Below are 332 nucleotides of genomic sequence, written 5' to 3'. Positions count from 1 at the left end.
CGCGGCGTCAAGCTGCAGTGCTGGATGGGATTTGAGGATGCAGGCGTACACGACATGGGCACCTATATTGTCGATAGCTGCGAGTGGTCAGGGTCACCAGATACTATAAGTATTACTGCTAAATCCGCTGACTTTAAGTCATCATTGAAGTCTGGTCGTAGTCAGTCGTATCATAATAAGACACTGGGAGAAATTGCTGAAGCAGTCGCCAAGCGGCAACAGCTCACGTTATCGATTAAGCCAGAGCTTGTCAGCATCGATGTGGGTCATGTGGACCAGACCGATGAGTCAGACATTCATCTATTGACGCGGCTTTGTCATCAGTATGGCGC

The 332-nt window shown here is 49.4% G+C and carries 1 pseudogene; it reads left to right on the top strand.

What is annotated here, in order from left to right:
* Window positions 1-332: pseudogene (locus AAEY75_RS14350) on the top strand (contractile injection system protein, VgrG/Pvc8 family); the annotation flags it as partial.

It is taken from the genome of Psychrobacter sp. TB55-MNA-CIBAN-0194 (assembly GCF_040309505.1).
In the GTDB taxonomy this organism is placed as follows: domain Bacteria; phylum Pseudomonadota; class Gammaproteobacteria; order Pseudomonadales; family Moraxellaceae; genus Psychrobacter; species Psychrobacter fozii.
The sequence above is the reverse complement of the archived record's forward strand: the minus strand, read 5'-3'. Positions and strand labels throughout refer to the sequence as shown.